14 protein-coding genes and 4 pseudogenes are annotated in these 16,023 nt (G+C 59.0%); 4 read left to right on the top strand and 14 right to left on the bottom strand.

Annotation, left to right across the window (positions count from 1 at the left end; translation table 11 throughout):
- Position 1 precedes the first annotated feature (1 nt).
- The gene (locus B0B13_RS01795; RefSeq protein WP_076788540.1) at positions 2-820 is read left to right on the top strand and encodes an ABC transporter permease; all 819 of its coding nucleotides are present in this window, start codon (positions 2-4) and stop codon (positions 818-820) included.
- Positions 774-1,343 carry a TIGR00725 family protein gene (locus tag B0B13_RS01790; RefSeq protein ID WP_076794063.1) on the top strand — a complete coding sequence of 190 codons (570 nt, stop codon included), beginning with the start codon at positions 774-776 and terminating at the stop codon, positions 1,341-1,343. Before B0B13_RS01795 ends, B0B13_RS01790 begins: the two co-directional genes overlap by 47 nt.
- Positions 1,344-1,396: 53 nt before the next feature.
- Here the strand turns inward: B0B13_RS01790 and B0B13_RS01785 are convergent, their stop codons facing one another.
- The 4 genes and pseudogenes from B0B13_RS01785 to B0B13_RS01765 all read right to left on the bottom strand — a co-directional run bounded on the left by B0B13_RS01785 (position 1,397) and on the right by B0B13_RS01765 (position 5,662).
- Entirely contained in the window at positions 1,397-2,314 is a 918-nt protein-coding gene (locus B0B13_RS01785; protein WP_076794061.1) for a LysR substrate-binding domain-containing protein, read from the bottom strand.
- A 115-nt stretch (positions 2,315-2,429) separates the two neighbouring features.
- Positions 2,430-3,285, bottom strand: a pseudogene (locus B0B13_RS18855) (integrase core domain-containing protein); the annotation flags it as partial.
- An 838-nt stretch (positions 3,286-4,123) separates the two neighbouring features.
- Complete coding sequence (locus B0B13_RS01770; protein ID WP_076794058.1) at positions 4,124-4,933, bottom strand: cupin domain-containing protein; 810 nt, start codon at positions 4,931-4,933, stop codon at positions 4,124-4,126.
- Positions 4,934-4,981: 48 nt separating this feature from the next.
- Positions 4,982-5,662, bottom strand: coding sequence for a TetR/AcrR family transcriptional regulator C-terminal domain-containing protein (locus B0B13_RS01765; protein WP_076788529.1), 681 nt, complete (start codon positions 5,660-5,662; stop codon positions 4,982-4,984).
- A 61-nt stretch (positions 5,663-5,723) separates the two neighbouring features.
- On the opposite strand from B0B13_RS01765, the gene tet reads away from it, so the two are divergent.
- The gene (tet, locus tag B0B13_RS01760) at positions 5,724-6,947 is read left to right on the top strand and encodes a Tet(A)/Tet(B)/Tet(C) family tetracycline efflux MFS transporter (RefSeq protein ID WP_139337272.1); all 1,224 of its coding nucleotides are present in this window, start codon (positions 5,724-5,726) and stop codon (positions 6,945-6,947) included.
- Between the two features lie 54 nt (positions 6,948-7,001).
- Here tet and B0B13_RS19685 read toward each other — a convergent pair.
- The 3 genes and pseudogenes from B0B13_RS19685 to B0B13_RS01740 all read right to left on the bottom strand — a co-directional run.
- Positions 7,002-7,567: pseudogene (locus tag B0B13_RS19685) on the bottom strand (PDDEXK nuclease domain-containing protein); the annotation flags it as partial.
- Between the two features lie 118 nt (positions 7,568-7,685).
- Entirely contained in the window at positions 7,686-8,018 is a 333-nt protein-coding gene (locus B0B13_RS01745; protein WP_076794054.1) for a helix-turn-helix domain-containing protein, read from the bottom strand.
- Positions 8,011-8,336: pseudogene (locus B0B13_RS01740) on the bottom strand (type II toxin-antitoxin system RelE/ParE family toxin). Before B0B13_RS01740 ends, B0B13_RS01745 begins: the two are co-directional and overlap by 8 nt.
- A 100-nt stretch (positions 8,337-8,436) precedes the next feature.
- Between B0B13_RS01740 and B0B13_RS19910 the strand changes: the two are divergent.
- Positions 8,437-8,558 (top strand): annotated as a pseudogene (locus B0B13_RS19910) (PDDEXK nuclease domain-containing protein); the annotation flags it as partial.
- Here B0B13_RS19910 and B0B13_RS01735 read toward each other — a convergent pair.
- The 7 genes from B0B13_RS01735 to B0B13_RS01705 all read right to left on the bottom strand — a co-directional run bounded on the left by B0B13_RS01735 (position 8,559) and on the right by B0B13_RS01705 (position 15,670).
- A complete protein-coding gene (locus B0B13_RS01735) occupies positions 8,559-9,725 on the bottom strand; it encodes an SDR family oxidoreductase (RefSeq protein WP_170872328.1) in 1,167 nt (388 codons plus the stop codon).
- A 331-nt stretch (positions 9,726-10,056) separates the two neighbouring features.
- Positions 10,057-10,281, bottom strand: a complete 225-nt coding sequence (locus B0B13_RS01730) for a hypothetical protein (RefSeq protein WP_076794051.1) — start codon at positions 10,279-10,281, stop codon at positions 10,057-10,059.
- A 77-nt stretch (positions 10,282-10,358) separates the two neighbouring features.
- Entirely contained in the window at positions 10,359-11,342 is a 984-nt protein-coding gene (lipA, locus tag B0B13_RS01725; RefSeq protein WP_076788521.1) for a lipoyl synthase, read from the bottom strand.
- A gap of 2 nt (positions 11,343-11,344) precedes the next feature.
- A complete protein-coding gene (locus B0B13_RS01720; RefSeq protein WP_076788519.1) occupies positions 11,345-12,457 on the bottom strand; it encodes an acetoin dehydrogenase dihydrolipoyllysine-residue acetyltransferase subunit in 1,113 nt (370 codons plus the stop codon).
- A 3-nt stretch (positions 12,458-12,460) separates the two neighbouring features.
- The gene (locus tag B0B13_RS01715) at positions 12,461-13,465 is read right to left on the bottom strand and encodes an alpha-ketoacid dehydrogenase subunit beta (protein ID WP_076788518.1); all 1,005 of its coding nucleotides are present in this window, start codon (positions 13,463-13,465) and stop codon (positions 12,461-12,463) included.
- A 132-nt stretch (positions 13,466-13,597) separates the two neighbouring features.
- Entirely contained in the window at positions 13,598-14,581 is a 984-nt protein-coding gene (locus B0B13_RS01710) for a thiamine pyrophosphate-dependent dehydrogenase E1 component subunit alpha (protein ID WP_076788516.1), read from the bottom strand.
- Between the two features lie 27 nt (positions 14,582-14,608).
- Positions 14,609-15,670, bottom strand: coding sequence for an ATP-NAD kinase family protein (locus B0B13_RS01705; protein ID WP_076794520.1), 1,062 nt, complete (start codon positions 15,668-15,670; stop codon positions 14,609-14,611).
- Positions 15,671-16,023 lie beyond the last annotated feature (353 nt).

The raw sequence follows: 16,023 nt of genomic DNA, 5'->3' as shown, positions 1-16,023 counted from the left end.
CATGAAGCGATTTGGCCTACTTCCAGCCTGGGCCTTTCTCGGCTTGTTTTTCGTTCTGCCGCTCCTTGCTCTCGTCCCCGAGACCGTTAGGAGCGGTGGCGAAGCATTCGGTCAAGTGATTGCCGATCATTTATTCCTAAGCGCATTTAGGAATACGGTGATGCTCGGCCTGTTCTCCGGCTGCCTCTCGGCTATCGTAGGTACTGCGATTGCTATCGAACTGACGAGGCAGCCGGAATCCCGCCGCCACTGGCTAATGATGTTACTAGGGATCCCACTTGCTTTTTCAGGTCTGGTTATTGCTTATGGTTTTATTTTAGCTTACGGTAGGGCGGGCTTCGTGACACAGCTTATAGTGATGCTTGGTGGCGACCCTGCTCAGGGCGGGCGATGGCTTTACTCAGCTGTCGGGCTTGCTTTAGCTTACGCGTATTATTTGATTCCCCGCGTGGCATTATCACTTTATCCGGTCTTCGCCAACTTGGATGAACGCCCGTGGCTAGCAGCTCGTACACTCGGCGCCTCGCGTACACGCGCATTTTTCGATACGGTCATACCTGAAGTTGCACCATCGATCATTGCGAACGCTTGCCTAGCTGCGGCTTTAGCCATGGGCACTTATGGTACCGCACTTGCTTTAGTGGGAACGCAACTCAATATTCTTCCGTTGTTCTTGTTTTCCAAAATCAATGATAGTAACGCCGATTTGGCTGCAGCATCAGCCGTTTCGCTAATACTATTGAGTCTTTGTGTTTTTGTCTTGGGAGTGGGTAATGTTTTCACAAGCCGGCGTGAATACGCTGCTACCCAAAAAAGTTAACAAGCAACTTCGCCGGTTAATCGAAATTCAAGCGGGGCCACATCGCAATCCTCAACCGGTAGGAATAATTGGACCAAGTATTTGTGATGAGGCATGCCGCTCAGCGGCATACAAAGTGGCAAGCGTCTTGGCAAGTGCCGGCGTGCCTATCATTTGCGGAGGACGGGGCGGTGTAATGGAAGCTGCATGCCATGGCGCATATGACATGGGAGGAATAGCCATTGGCATTCTCCCAGAAGAAGACCGGTGTAGCGCTAACAAATACGTTACATTGGCGCTTCCTACAGGGATTGGTGAAATACGCAATGTGCTGGTCGTGCGCGGTAGCGTATGCGTGGTTGCCATTGGAGGTGGAATGGGAACACTTTCTGAGATGGCATTGGGCGTAAAGTGGAGCAAGGCCGTTTTTACGTTATACGAAGAATTTAGGCTACCCGGTGCTCGGGCAGCTGAAAATACCGATCAGCTTCTCGAATGGGTAATCGAATATCTAGTTCGTGAGTCCGATGCGGGCCCTCAATAATAGCCTCGATCTTTGCATTTTCGTTGACTGGCGGCAACGCCGACTCTATTGGATTATGCCGCCGGAACCTTGTTACATAACTGTTCTGCTTTGTTGAGCGTAAGCATCCAAGAGTGGAACGCGGAAAATATCGGTCGATTCATTCGGTTTGGGTTGAAACACAGGTAATGCCCTAGATCAAACTCTATAGCTGGCCCTAATTGCATCACGATGCCTTGCGCAAGTTCTTCTTCTACAAGAATCTGCGGCACGAGGCCTACCCCTAGACCGTTTACAACTGCCTGGATTATGGCGGAATATTGTGTGAAACGCGGGCCTGAAAGAGTACTTGTTTCGTCTATGTTCCACTGCGCTGCCCATTTCCGCCAGACAAAAGGCGCTTCCTCATGGTGTAGTAAAGTCTGCTTTAATACGTCACTCTGTTTAATGGGGTAACCTAATTGTTGCTCCAGTTTGGCAGCGTAGATACAGATAAACTCTTTGCCTGCAATGTAATCGGAGATGACAGATGACCAATTACCTGGGCCAAAACGGATAGCCGCATCAATATCAGCTGGCTGCGAGTCATTCAGCCTGAGATGCTGACCAAAACTGAAGGTGACGCCAGGGTGAAGCTTGCGGAAGCTGGGTAACCGCGGAATAAGCCACTTTGTTAAAAAGGTGGGTACGCTAGCTAGGGTCAGCACACCCGCGCTAGACTCGTCTAGTCTAGCTTCAAAGGTTGCGGATTCAATCACGCGCAGACTTGGGGATATTTTTCTCCAATATTCCCGCCCTACAGCGGTCAGTGTGACTCCGCGTCCCGCTTTTTGAAGCAAAGGGCGCCCCACGAAGGATTCTAGGCTGGCAATTTGTTTACTGACGCCGCTGACCGTAACGCACAGTACGTTAGCTGCACGCGTGAAACTTTCATGCTTGGCGACTGCATCAAACGCAAGCAACTCCTGGATGGTTGGGCATGCTCTCTTCATTGGCCTAATTATTTCCTGTCACTCACGGTCATATATTCAATGGTCGCAGGTGATTTAGTCAACTTTTAGCTAAAAGATCATACAAAAAGAGCCACAAGGGACCACTAATTCTCCTGGGCGAGAGGTAGTTTAGTGGGCTGCGTGGCCATTCCTCGCTATAGTCCTGACGCCATGCCGCGGTGATTGCGCAGGCATGGGTCAGCGTCGTAGATCCGTGCTCGTTGAGACATTCGACGCGGAACTTACCGTTAGGCAATTTGATGTAGGCATTTTGCGTCGGCTTGCCTGGCTCAATCAATTTCAACGTCACGTCATTGGCGTACGGCCCATTGGCCGAGCGCCGACTCGTCAATTCCGGTCCCTGCTCCGTTCGCAGCACTTCGGAATCGCCCCGAACACGCGCTGCTCGGTCAACGCTCAAGAGACTTACAAGCCCGAGATGCCGGAGTTCACGACGATATCGACAGCATTCTTGTGGAAATCGTGGACGATGGTTACACTTCAGACGCCGCTCCTTCGACAATGCGTCCACCACGAAACCAATTGACCCAGCCTCGCGGCTCGCTCGGCAAAGCCCGTCGCTCGCGTTCAATCATGACACCGTGGTGCCGGCAACGGCACCGCACAGCCAGCCCCGCTTCACGATAAAAACGATCCACACGCTTGTAGTTCGCGTGGATACCGTCGCGCTTCATCAACGCGTGTAATCGCCGATAGTCGAACCGCCGACGTTCATGCGCCAATTCCACCAGACTCGCCATCAGCATTTCGTTCTCGTAGCCAGGACTCGCTTTGTCAAGCAACACGCTGCGAGAAAGTCCGGCAAGCCGGCAGGCGCAGCGCTCCGAGATGTTGATCTTCTCCGAATCGCTGCCACTGCTCCGCGTTTGGCTTGTGGGCTCAGGGCTTTACCTCAACGATAACCTTCAGCGCTTCCATGCGAGCATCGCTTCGGCCAACAGCTTCTTCAACCACCCGATGAACGCCTCCAACGTTTAAATTTTCTCACTCACGCCACTGACGGTAATGCATAAGAAGCTTGCTGATCGAGTAAAGCCTCATGCTTAGCGGCAGCATCGAGCGCCAATAGTTCCTGCATCGTGAAACATGCTCTTTTGAGCAGGGACAGTTTTCTGTTGTTCAACAATCGGCATCCAAATATTCAATGGTCGAGATGCCTTTTGTCAATTACATTTTCATCTCGACCACAACATTTTTGCGCTGAAACAGACGGCGTGCCGACGGACAGCATCTGCTGGTGTTGCGAGCGGGCCACCGATCTCCCTGATGAAGGTCGGCAAGCACATCGAACTCTTTATCATATTCACTTTTTAGCGATACTTGGGATTAAGCATGCTAAACAGTTTGAAAAGAACGGCCCAAGCATTTCTCGTCCAGATTCTTTACGGATTTAGCGTCTCAACCCACGCTTACCAATATAATTCGTCGGAATACGTGGACCTTCGTGACGGTAGGGTTCTCCAGTACATTAACAATGAGCTAACGGTTCTAAAAGACAACGGCAGTCAGCGAATGGTACTGCAGATACCAGTAATGTTACGCAAAAAATTGTTAACCGCGTCGAGCTTCACGTTCCCCACAATGCATTCAAAGATCATTGACGGAGCAGAATATGTCCTCACGGTGATCAACCATCGTTCCCACCGGCGTCCGAACCACTATTGTTCTTCAGGAGATGAAGGTGTCCTTTATGTGTTGCGGGTAAAAGATGACACTGCAGAACCCGTCTTTTCCTTAATTGTAGAAAGCTGCATGAAAGACATCCATCTGGAAAGGGGTGCCGCACGGTCATCGCGCCATATCGGAATCGATTGGGGAATCAACCCCATTGGAATAAAAATCGATTGGTCGTACCATGGTGATTGGATACCTGTAACGCGGTACTTTTTCTATCGCAACGGAGAATTCGTTCAAACGCCGTCTCATCGCACTACTAACATCATCAGCCAAGCCACTTGACCGAACGCCAGGCAGGACAACGCCAACGCCCGGGCGGCACACTCGCGCAACTGCACTTAATAATAGTAAAGGGCCTTCGCTGATGCAAGACGCTCCCGACGAAAAAACTTCGGCGCATGGCTGGGTGGCCCGGCTCAAACGCGGGTCGCGCAACGCCTGCACCCAACCCGTCGCGTCGCCACAACCGCATTCGACCCAGCCCCGGATGATGAAGGTCGCAACGACGTCGGCCAGCCGGGACAGTATCCCCGCGAATCCTGCCCGCTCCCCGCAAGACTCCCGTTCCATCGCATCGAGCATCGGCCCAATCTCCGGACAGCGCTCGAGCAATGTGCCCACGAGCATGACTTTGGGCATCGACGCGACCAGCGGCTGCATGCCACCAAGGTCAAACTCCATGCAGGCGCTGAAGATCAACGCATCATCCGGCGTGTCGCCGGCGTCATCACGGCCTTGCGCTCGCGCCGCCACCTGCATCGCACAACGCGGCACCGCGTCCACCAACACAACAGTCTTGCACAGCGTGGCCGCCTTGAACGCCGTGATGGATCGACTGGTCACGTCCGGCCCAAACAACAGTTCGTGTGCGCCACCTTGCGGCAGCAATAACGCATCGCCCGCTTGCAGCACATACGACATGGCACTGGATTTCGGCAATTGATGCTCGATGGTTGTCCGTGGGCGCAATCAACGCCGATCCGATGTATCCGACGGCCAGTCCGCCCGATCACGCAACGCTGCCTGCGCGCCAGCCATGAAGAGCCGCACGCTGCGCTCGAACAGTCGATCCGGATGCTCATCGGACAATGTCGCCCAGCCGCGCGCAAGGAGCGGGTAGGCAACAGGATCCGGGCCCGCATCGCCGTGCGCCGTCGAGGCGTCGGATCGCGCTACCGCCTGCTCTTCCAGTACCCAGCCTACGATGAAGCGGCCCAGCGAGAACATCAATATGAACGCCATGTCCGGCGACAATCCTGCGTCGCACAGGAACCGCATCTTGACCTCGATCGCATCAAAATGGGCGCCGCGTGGCTGGCTGCCAGCATGCAACCGTGCGCCGTCGCGGTACGCGAGCAATGCAGACCGGAAGCTGCGCGCATTGTCAAGCAGCCAAGCCTGCCACGGTTGACCGGGCTTGGGTGTCGAGTCGCGATGGCGCTCCAGCATGATCGTCTCCGCCATCGCCGCCAATAATTCAGCCTTGCTGCGAAAGTGCCAATACAGCGTCGGCGATTGCACGCCAAGCCGCTCGGCCAGCCTTCGCGTCGAAAGTGCGTCGATGCCGACGTCGTTAAGCAAGGACAACGCGGCACGCAGTACAGCCTGGCGGGTCAATCGCGCGGTGGAAGACAGGACGTTCTTTGGCATCTCTATCACTAATAAAGTATTTTTGCGATAATCGTCACTCTATCACTGATAGAGTGACATAGTGGCCAAACCTCTTTTCGTCATCCTAGCGACCGTGATGCTCGACGCTGCCGGCATCGGTTTGATCATGCCGATCCTGCCCGCATTGCTGCGTTCGCTGGGCAGCACACAGACGGACAGCAGCACCCATTACGGCATACTGCTCGCGTTGTATGCGCTGATGCAGTTCGTCTTTGCGCCGATACTGGGTGCGCTGTCTGACCGCTTTGGTCGTCGGCCGATATTGTTGCTTTCATTGGCTGGCGCAGCGGCGGATTATGTTGTGATGGCGTGGGCACCCAGTTTGCCGTGGCTATACGTGGGCCGGGCCCTGTCAGGCATCACCGGCGCGACAGCGGCCGTCGCGACTGCCTACATCACCGACATTACCCCAGAACCGCGTCGCGCACAGCGCTTCGGCCAACTGAGCGCGATGATGGGCGTCGGCCTAATCGGCGGACCGCTGCTCGGCGGCCTGCTGGGTACGATGCACCTGCGTGCGCCGTTCGTCGCGGCAGCCGTAATGAACGGCCTGAACCTGCTGCTCGCATTGCTCGTCTTGCCGGAATCACGCCACATCCGCGGCACAACGACGGGGTGGAAAATGAATTTGAAGCTAAACTGGGGAGGAAGCCTGAGTCGGCTTGGAGCTGGCACACAATTGCCGCCGCTGATCGGTATCTATGCCACGATCATGGTCGCGTCGCAGGTGCCCGCCACGCTCTGGATCCTGTATGGCCAGGACCAGTTCGGCTGGGGAGCCGCCGTAGCCGGGTTGTCGCTGGCAGGATACGGCGCATGCCATGCGTTGTCACAGGCATTCGTAATTGGACCACTGGTCGGACGGATCGGAGAATGGCGTTCACTGCTTCTAGGCGTGGCGGCCGACGCGGCGGGACTCGCGCTGCTGGCGGTAGCCTCCAGCGCATGGGTGCCATTCGCCCTGCTCCCGCTGTTCGCGGCAGGCGGGATGACGATGCCGGCGCTGCAAGCCATGATCGCGCGCCAGGTCAGCGATGAGGCTCAAGGCGAATTGCAGGGTGCCCTTGCCAGCCTGTCCAGCCTGATCGGCGTAGGCGGGCCCGTTGCGGTCACCGCGGTGTATGCGTGGAGCGTGACATGGTTCCCGGGACTGGTGTGGGCATTGGGTGCGGCAAGCTATCTACTGGTAGTGCCGTTGTTACTCAGCGCACGGATGCGCGGTCCGGCCGTCGCCGCAACGCAGGTTTCGCGTCGCGCCCCCTGAGACAACCTTAGCGATGCCTACCCCTTCACCGGTCCATGGCGATCCGCTTTCTGGCTCGAGCAGGAAATCCGCCAAATGCTGAATCAACGCTTGTTCGAGATCCGATTCGGAATACTCGTCCTTCAGATCGAGGAACTCGAGCACGAACGGGTCGCGGATCGCCTCCTCAGGCGTCAGCGCATCCTCCGGGCGTGACTTCCCCGTCTTGTCGAGCAACGCGACCTTGTTACGTGACAGCGCAAGCCGCTCATACAGCTGGCTGCCGATCTGCCGGTCCAGTTGCCGCACCGACCATCCTTGGCGCAATGCCTCACTCTCGTAGAACGCTCGCGCAGCGGGCAACTTAACCGACAATAGGCGCACATACGCGGGCCACGGCAGCGCGAAACGCGCGGCCAGTTGCGCAAACTGCGGGGGCGACACCGTGCCAGACGCTGCCGACAGGGATTTGCCAAACGATGTTTGGCCTTTTCCGCGTCAGCAGATTTGCCAGACGGTGTCTGACAAATTTGCTCCGGCGGCCAAGCCAGGTAAAACGCGCTCATGCTGACCAAATTCGCTCGACTGAAACCGCGGCCAAACCGGCCGGTCAAGTCCTCGGCCAGGCGCGTCAGCAACGCACTATCGCGCAGCCAGGAACGAACCACTCGGGAATCACAACGACGAGCGTTCCGCGTAGTCCATGGAAGACCCGCTACTTCCTCGATTCCAAGCTCACGTCTTTCGACGCCTACCTGTTCACGCAAACGAGATCACAAGCTTCTTGCCACACGCGGCGGCGTATTTGCGCATCGTTGCGAACGATGGCGAATGCTTCTCGCTGGCGAGCGAGGCTTCGAGTCGAGACACTGCGGACGCCGTGGTGCCCATGCGCTCGGCGATTTGGGCCTGCGTAAGTCCAGCTTCCCGTCGAGCGGCAAGCAGCGCGTGCAGTGCCGCGTACTCTTCTTCGAGTGCGTCGTATGCTGCCTTGAACGTCGGATCTGCAAACAAACGCGCATCATCCTCCGCAGTGTGCGGCACTGGGTTGTACCGCTCATCGAGTTCCTGTCCCAATCGGTTCTTAACCATTGCCTATCTCCTTGAGACGTTTGCGGGCAATGCGCAATTCACTCTCCGGTGTCCGCTGTGTCTTCTTCGTAAAAGAATGCAGCACGACAATGCGCCGGCCCACCTGCATGCAATAAAACACGCGCCCGATGCCTTCAGGCCCTTCGGGCGTAATTCGAACAAGCCTTCCCCCATCGCACGCGAATGGGGCAGTCGTAAATCCGCGCCATGGTCTTCCATAAGCGAGAGCAATCGCCGGTAATCAGCGAGGATGCCTATTGGCATGGCGAAAACGTCGCGTTTGACGCGTTCGTTATAATAGGTGACAGCCCAATTCATGGAGCAATCATAGCAAATTTGCTAATTTTCGGCAAACTGGACAGCGACAATCATCGTGGCCGGCGTGTTGCCTCATGGGAGGATGTTACTTCCGCAGTTCGCGCAACTGGCCACGCGTTTCGCGCTGCCGTGGTCCGTGTATGTGCGCCTGTTGTCAGTTAAGTCGCCCGCTGCACGAGCGTTCTACGAGAGTAAGGCATTGCGCCAGGATGGTCGGTGCGGCTACAGAGCGCCAGCAAGGCCGGTACGGCGAGAAGTTCGGTAAGTGCTGTTAAGCGGCAGCTGCGCAAGCATCGCATCGATCAGCATTGGCCATTCGATGGTTTCCACATCCATCGGAAACCGCGTTCGTGTCTCATCGTCCATCCATGTGAGCGGACGGCGGGCATGATGATCGAGGAATACCGTTGCATCGTCGAATGCAAAGCGGTAGGCCTCGAGCAGCGTTCTATTGAGTGCCGTGAGCCGCTTGTCACCGAGTTTGGCCAGCTCGGCATCGAGTTCGGCACGGTCACGCACATATGTTATCCCGCCGGCCCTTGAAATGACGTCACCGAGCGGCGGCATGTTACGCGCGGCGGACGCGCAGTGAATCACTGAAAAGCCATTGGTTGGATGCGCTGCCGCATTGGCTAGTAGCAGATTCGCGCACAGGTCAACCGGAATCGAATCGTTTACGGCCGTTCTTGCCGAGTCAGGAAAGACGCGTATACCTCGCGCGATCGCCTTTAACAGCGCGGGTAGCGCGTTGTCGAAGCGGCAAAAACCGCGTGCCGGGAACTCCCATGCGCCGCACGCTGACGTGACGCGCGCCAGTAAGATTGGCAAGCCGGGATAGCGCTCGTGCAGCAGCCGCTCGGCGAGATTTTTCGCGTATGAGTAGGCGTTCGGCCATTCATGCAGGCGTGCCTCGTCTCCGGCCAGTACGGCGCTAAGTTCCTGTTCGGCGGAATAGTCTTGAAACACCGTTTCCGCGATCCGCGGCGTGCGCAGATGCAACGCCGCCCAGTAACTAGAGGTGACGACGTAAGCGCGCAGCTTGCTGAACTGCGATGCAAGGGCAGCGCCTTCCAGGACGGGCAGCGTATTGGCGGCAACTTGTGCGGATAAACCGACATCCCAACGAGTGTATGCTGCCAAATGAAAGATGACGTGCACGTCGCGGGCCAATTTCTGCACCGTATCACAGTCTAAGCCCCATGCAGGTCGTGTCACGTCCGCATTGATCCACACGACCTTCGGATGGCTGCCCCCTGGCTGCTTTCTATATAAGCAGTAAATGCGGCCGATGTCAGGCAGTTTGTCCAATATGGTGCGCAACAGCACGGATCCGATGAATCCGGTGGCGCCGGTGATCAATACCTGCTTTTTGCTATAAAACCGCTGCATGATGCATGTCCTGTGTGGCTGGCGTAACCCGGATTTCATCAAGCCACGAGGTTCGGACACAGCAAAGTGCGACGCTGCATGCTGCAATGCGAAAATCTGTCCGCGGTATACCATTGGCCGACCGCTGGACACATCACTGTTTCGGCTGGCAGGTCGTCAATTTAGCTTCACGCTGTCGCAGGCCGACCGCTGGCAATCATTGCCGGTCGTTAACACATGGTTGACGAAATCACCGGGCTGTAGGCGTCACGCTTGCGTCCGAACGGTGCGGAATGCCGTAGGCGATCGTTGCGACCGACACGCCGCTGAAAATGATCGATAACGCAGTCATTCATCCGACATGCTCAAACAGCACAGTGCTTACGACATCCTCGCCGAAGGCCACACCGACGATATCCTCCCCCACGGCCAGATCCGCAGCGAATTGGGAACTGTGATCAGCCCGTGCCGGCACCGTCGTACGCTTGCTGGGGGCATACGGCATCACCCCACGACGGCTTACCGCCGTGAGGCGCGCCGACAACGTCCCGCTGGCCATCGGCAACGATGCAGCCATTCGCGTAACCAACCCGCGCGACGATACTGGTGCAATATTGAGGATCCAGCTACGCGCCGACGGCAGTCAGCGCTGCGCTAAATAGAGTCGACTCGTTCGACGCCCTGCACGGTTTGCGCCGCGTGGTACGAGGAGCGCACCAATGGCCCGGCGATCACCTGCCGGAAACCCAGTTCCATCGCCGTCGTGCGCAACGCGTCGAACGCCGCGGGGTTCACGTAGCGCTTCACCGGCAAATGCCCTGGCGACGGCGCCAGATACTGCCCGAGCGTGATGATGTCCACGCCGTGCCGACGCAAGTCCTGCAGTGTCGCAATAACCTCGTCGTCACGCTCGCCGAGGCCGAGCATCAGGCCTGACTTAGTCAGCAGCGCTGGGTTACGCGTTTTAACCTGTGCGAGCAACGCCAGCGATCCGGCATAATCGGCGCCCGGCCGCGCGACACGGTACAGTGAAGGAACGGTTTCGATGTTGTGGTTGAACACATCCGGCCACGACATCGACAGTGCGTCCAATGCTCGATGGGTCCTGCCGCGAAAATCCGGCGTCAGGATTTCCACGCCCACGCCCGGCACGCGTGCGCGCAATGTCTGCACGCAGCGCGCGAAGTGCCCCGCGCCACCATCGCGCAAGTCGTCGCGATCCACCGAGGTCACGACGACGTAGCGCAAACCGAGTACGGCCGCTGCATCGGCCAATCTCGCCGGCTCCTGCTCATCCAGCGGCGGTGGCCGGCCATGGGCGACGTCACAAAACGGGCACCGGCGCGTGCAAATGCCCCCCATCACCATGAACGTCGCACTGCGCTGAGCGAAGCACTCGCCGATGTTCGGGCACATCGCTTCCTCACATACCGAGTGCAGGCCGTGCTCGCGCAGTACCGCAGCCACGTGTGCGACGGCTTCGCTCATCATCGGCCGCGCCCGCAGCCATGCCGGCTTTGGCAACGGCGCACCGTCCGGATGCACGACCTTCACCGGGATACGAGCGAGCTTGTCGTGACTGCGCGCGCCGCGCTGCCCGAGCGCAGTCAAGCTCCGGTACGGCGTCACCGTTCCCATCGTCAGTCTCCGAGGAACGCGTTCAACACCTGGTTGACCTCGGCAGCCGCCTCCATCTGCACCATGTGCCCTTTGCCTTCGATGATGTGTGACTGCACGCCCGCAGGCAGCCCCTGTGCATGCAGCGACGGAATGATGCGGTCCTCGCTGCCCCAAATCACCAGCGTGCGCGGTGCCAGCTCGGCGAGCCGGTCACGGTACACGTGCCGCTGAACACCATCGCCGAATGCCGCCGCCGCGATCTTGGCGAGCGTCTCGTTTACGCCGTCCAGACGCTTGTACTTAACGATGTCCTCAACCAATTGGCGAGTGACCAGCGCAGGATCTGCAAACAGCTTCAGCAGGTGCGGCTTGAGCGTATTGCGGCTGGTCCCGGCCACGAATCCGCTAATGTAATCTGCGTCGATTTCGCGGCCTAGTCCTGCGCTGGCGATCAGTGCCAGCGACGCAACTCGCTGCGGCTCCACGCTGGCGATCTGCAGTGCAACGGCGGCGCCCATCGAATGGCCCACCAGGTGCGCACGCTCGATCCCCTCTTCGCGCATGAACGCGGACACATACTGGGCAAGCTCGTCCAATGTGCCGGCTTTCAGCGGCTTGCTCGACTCCCCATGCCCCGGCAGGTCCAGCGCCCATACCGCGCGACGCGCCGCCAGCTCGGCGTGGTTGAACAGCCAGTTGTTCAGGTCACCGCCGAACCCGTGGATTAACAACACCGGAACGCCGCCATCGCCTTGCTTCAAGTAGCGGATCGTATGCGAGCCGACGATGCGCTTCTGCGGCTGCGGTCCCGTGTCAGCCGCATCGGCCGCGGCCGGCACGAAATCGCGCTGGAACGCCGCAACGGCTTCGTCGATTTGGGCATCGCTCGCGTCGGTATCAGCCACCACCGCCAACAAGGCGCCGACCGGCAGCGTTTCACCTTCGACAGCAATCTGCCGGCGCAACACACCGTCAAATGCACATTCCACGCCAGAGGAAATTTTCTCTGTCTCCACGTCAAGCAACTCATCGCCCTTAGATACCTTGTCGCCGATCTGCTTGAGCCACCCGTTGACCTGGCCCTGCTCCATCGACAGTCCCCACTTGGGCATCGTAATCATGTGAATCGGCATCGATCAGCTCCTTACCTTCGTCACGGCCGCCGCGATCTTCTCAGACGACGGGATGTACATGTCCTCCAACACGCCGGCAAACGGGGCTGGCGTATGCGGCGCGGTGACCAGCTCGATCTGCGCCTTGAGCGATTTGAATGCGCGCTGCGCGATGAGTGCGGCAATGTCAGTCGCCACCGAGCAACGGGGGTTGGCTTCATCGACGACCACCACCCGACCGGTGCGCGACGCGCTCTCCAAGATCGTTTCCTCGTCCAGCGGCGACGTCGTGCGTAAGTCGATCACTTCGACGTCGATGCCTTGCCTGGCCAGCACATTGGCCGCCTCCACCGACTGGTGCACCATCCGTCCATAGGTGATAATCGTCGCATCGTCGCCGTCGCGCACCACGTTGGCCTCGCCAAACGGAATCGCATAAGACTCCTCCGGCACGTCCCCTTCTCGGCTGTACAACAGCTTGTGCTCGCAGAAAATCACCGGGTCATCATCGCGGATCGACTGGATCAACAGCCCTTTCGCGTCATAGGGCGTGGACGGACATACCACCTTCAGCCCAGGCACATGCGTAAACAGCGACGTGAGCATTTGTGAGTGTTGGGCGGCAGCGCGCAGTCCCGCACCCTGCATCGTGCGGATCACCACCGGGGTAACCGCCTTGCCGCCAAACATGTAACGGAACTTGGCCGCTTGGTTGAATATCTGGTCGAAGCACACTCCCATGAAGTCAATGAACATTAGTTCGGCGACCGGCCGCATGCCGCATGCGGCGGCACCAACTGCCGCGCCAATGAACCCGCCCTCGGACAACGGTGTGTCGAGCACCCGCCCAGGGTATCGATGGAACAGCCCCTTGGTCACCCCGAGCACGCCACCCCACGCATCCTGCTCGCCGGGCGAGCCCGCACCGCCGGCGTTGTCCTCACCCATCACGATGACGTTTTCGTCGCGCGCCATCTCTTGGCTCAACGCCTCGTTTATAGCTTGTTGGTAAGTGATCTTCCTGGCCATGGCCGTCTCCTGGTAGCTCGTTTCGAATTGGATCGGAGCGCGGCGCGCGCACGCCGCGCGTCGCTTCTCGCATCGTGCCGCGACGTCTGACGGGGCATCGCCCCGCTGCGCATCGCATCCATTACGCCCTCCTCACGGATAGGCGACGTAGACGTCGCTCAGCAAGTCCGCTTCGGTCGGCAGCGGGGCAGCCTTCGCGCTGTGCACCGCGTCGTCTATCAGCGCCTTGACGCGCTCATCGATCGCGCGCAGCTCATCCACTTGGACCAGTTCGCTGCGTACCACGCGCTCCTCGAAATGCTTTAAGCAGTCATTTTCTTCTCGAGCCTTCTGCACTTCTCCTGGTTCTCGGTACGTCTGCGCGTCGCCCTCGAAGTGCCCGTAATAGCGCGTGAACTTGACCTCGACCAGCGTCGGGCCGCCGCCGTGGCGAGCACGGCTGATGGCTTCGCCCAGCGCCTCGTACACAGCGAAGAAATCGAATCCGTCCACAATCACGCCGGGCATGCCGAAGCCATTGGCGCGGTCGGCAATGTTGTCGGCCGCGACGGACCACGCTGCCGATGTCGCTTCAGCGTATCCATTGTTTTCAGCCACAAAAATAGCCGGCAACCGCCAGACCGAGGCCAGGTTCATCGATTCGAAAATCACACCCTGGTTGGACGCGCCGTCACCGAAGAAGCAAACGCCAACACCGCCGGTCTTCTTGAACTTGGCGGCTAGCGCGGCGCCACACACCAGCGGCGCGCCTGCGCCAACAATGCCGTTCGCGCCTAACATGCCGCGCGACAGGTCAGCGATGTGCATCGAGCCGCCTTTGCCCCGGCAAACGCCAGTGCGGCGGCCGTAGATCTCGGCCATCATGCCATGCACGTCGACGCCCTTGGCAATGCAATGACCGTGGCCACGGTGCGTCGTCGCCACATAATCGATATCGTTCAGGTGCATCATCGTGCCGACCGCGGACGCTTCCTCACCCGCGTAAAGGTGAACGAAGCCTGGGATTTCACCGGTCGCGAACTCGACGTGCAAACGCTCCTCGAACTCGCGGATCGTACGCATCGACCGGTACGCGTCGAGCAATGTCTCGCGGGTAAGCTGGCTCGATATCGACATGGTTAGGCCTCCTATTAGTGTATCGTGCTAGTTAAACAACGCTGCTGCGCGTTCGCGCAGGAATTGCCGTGCCGCGCTGAAACGCAGGGTTCGTTCGACATCGACCGTCAGCGGTCCCTCCCAGTCGAGCGAAACGACATAGGTTTCACCTTTTTCAATTTCGATCTCGCGCTCGCCGTCGAACGCCAACGTGCCGTAAACGGCGTCGAGCATGACCTGCTGGCCGACCTCCAACCGCTTACAGTCAGTCATCCACACGGTGCCGATTTGGCCCGGCGCGATGGGTGCAACTAGCGGCACGCCAGCCGGCGGTGCATCGGCAAATGTCATCTGCAAGCCATGCGGCGCAGTGCGGGCCACCGGCGCCCACGCGGCGCCAATCGACGACAGGCCAATGGCATCGGCGGCGGCGAAGGTCAGGAACAAGGCGTGAATATCAGACGGATCGGATACCGCACGCGCGCCGATGAAGCGCTGCCGGCTCACGCACAGGTCAACCAGCGCAATCTCCTCATGTCCGCGCTTGCGTCCAGATACACAGCGCACCACGAGGCGTTTGTTGCGTGACAGTGCCGCGTCCGAGGGAACTGCGCCGATCGCGACCAGGGCGCCGGCCAGGCCCGCCACGGTCGCTTCGCGCAGATCCGGGAAGCTGTTGTTAGTGCCAGTGGACAACGTGAGCAGCGGCACGTCGCGGCAGTGCATCGCCACCGCGCGATGGGTGCCATCGCCACCCAGTACGGCGATCAGCGATACGCCGCGCTCGACCATGTACGCCACACCCGCATGCGTGTCGGCCACGCGCTGCGTCATCGGCAGGTCGATGAACTCCACCTGCGGCCACCGCTCGCGTCCGCCCAGGGCCGCCTGCGTCTGCACAGCGCGCAACACGAGCGCCGCGACACCTGTTTTGTCCCGCAGTGTTAATACGTGACGCACGCCCAACGCACCCAGCCCTGCAAGTAGCCGGACCACCATGTTCGCTTTTTCGGCAGTCGGGAACACCGACGCATGCGTGGTCAGGCGACGAATATCGCGACCCGATGCAGGATTGACGATGATACCGACCGCCGGAACGGTGCTTGACACGGCGTTGTCTCCTTGCCCGGCGTTGCCGCCCGGCGTCACCGCTCATCAGCATGAGCGGACATGTTGCTGACAGGCACTGTCATTGCAATGTGCATGCCAATATGAGCGAGCCACGTTCACGCCATCCGCGCCAGCCCATCGCGATGGGGCTGCGTGGCCCATACGAAGAAACTGCGCGCGCGGTGGCGCCACGCTGTGCGTCTCCTGGCTGTCTCAATACGTCGCCGTCCGTATGCGCTCGCCCGCATCGACTGGCGGCACAGCGTGACGACATCAAGCCGGGACAAGCCCGCTGCGACGGGGTGGGGACAAGTTGACAGGCCAGCGCAACATGCCTAGACGAGCGTGAGACG

The sequence above is a fragment of the Burkholderia sp. b14 genome (assembly GCF_900156195.1).
Taxonomy (GTDB): domain Bacteria; phylum Pseudomonadota; class Gammaproteobacteria; order Burkholderiales; family Burkholderiaceae; genus Mycetohabitans.
This window is presented reverse-complemented; position numbering and strand designations above follow the sequence as displayed.